This window comes from Paenibacillus sp. 01L418, assembly GCF_056400045.1.
The window spans coordinates 1-907 of sequence record NZ_JBFTSN010000816.1 but is presented as its reverse complement, the minus strand read 5'-3'; the positions used below and the strand labels follow the sequence as shown (position 1 = coordinate 907).

Here is a 907-nt window from a genome sequence, read left to right as displayed (position 1 = left end):
CATGAAGGTTGGATGAAAAGCGGTTTCAGTCTCGTTCGCTCATTAAACAATGTGCTATAATAAATCAAATTCAGCTGCAGGAGCTGCTCGGATATGAAGAAACAACTGAATCAAATTCGTTCCTTGTTAGTAGCGATTCCTTCTATTATTAGTATCGTGCATGTCGAAGCAGGTTTATATGCTCATTACACCGCCTCTGTACTCCTTGCTCTGCTCCTAACGAAAGCTGGCTCCCTATATCCTAAATATCGAATTTTATTGCTGGTGCTGGAGTTAATCGCTTTTTCATGGTTTTCCTATTCGTACGGTGGAGTTCTGTTTCTATTGCTTTTCTCCACCCTTATTGCCTCATTTCAACAAAGGCCGACTCGCATGGTCAGCACAGCTTGGACCATCGCTGGCTTAGCTGCTTTATTGACAGGTATGTATGGCAGAGAACCCGAAATCATATTTGCTGTAGCGGTACTATGGATAACTACAGCAGCCGTCCTCTATGCTTCCAACGAGTTTGAGGACAAACATCATCAAATAGAAGATTTATACGGAGCACTGGCYGCAAGCCATGCAGAGCTTGACTCAGCCAAACGCAGAATGCAGGTTTACGCTTTGCAGGTTGAGTATCAAGCCCAGATTGAAGAGCGAAACCGCATCGCCAAAGATATTCATGATGATTTGGGGCACCGCCTTATTCGCGTCAAAATGATGTCCGAAGCGGCTTTGCATTTATTCGATGCAGATAACGCAAGAGCTCGCAGCACGGTTGAGCAAATGCGTGATCAGCTGCAGGACAGCATGGAGCTAATGCGCAGAACGGTACGAAGACTTGCATCAGATGCGGAAAAGGACGTTAGGCAGTATGCCCTCGACCGTCTGGTTGAAGAATCCGCTTCTGCTCTAGGCATATCCT

At 45.9% G+C, this 907-nt stretch carries 1 protein-coding gene; it reads left to right on the top strand.

Annotation, left to right across the window (positions count from 1 at the left end):
* Positions 1–93 precede the first annotated feature (93 nt).
* Positions 94–907: sensor histidine kinase (locus tag AC1DSE_RS35850; RefSeq protein WP_477529190.1), on the top strand; the 814-nt coding region annotated here is incomplete at its 3' end.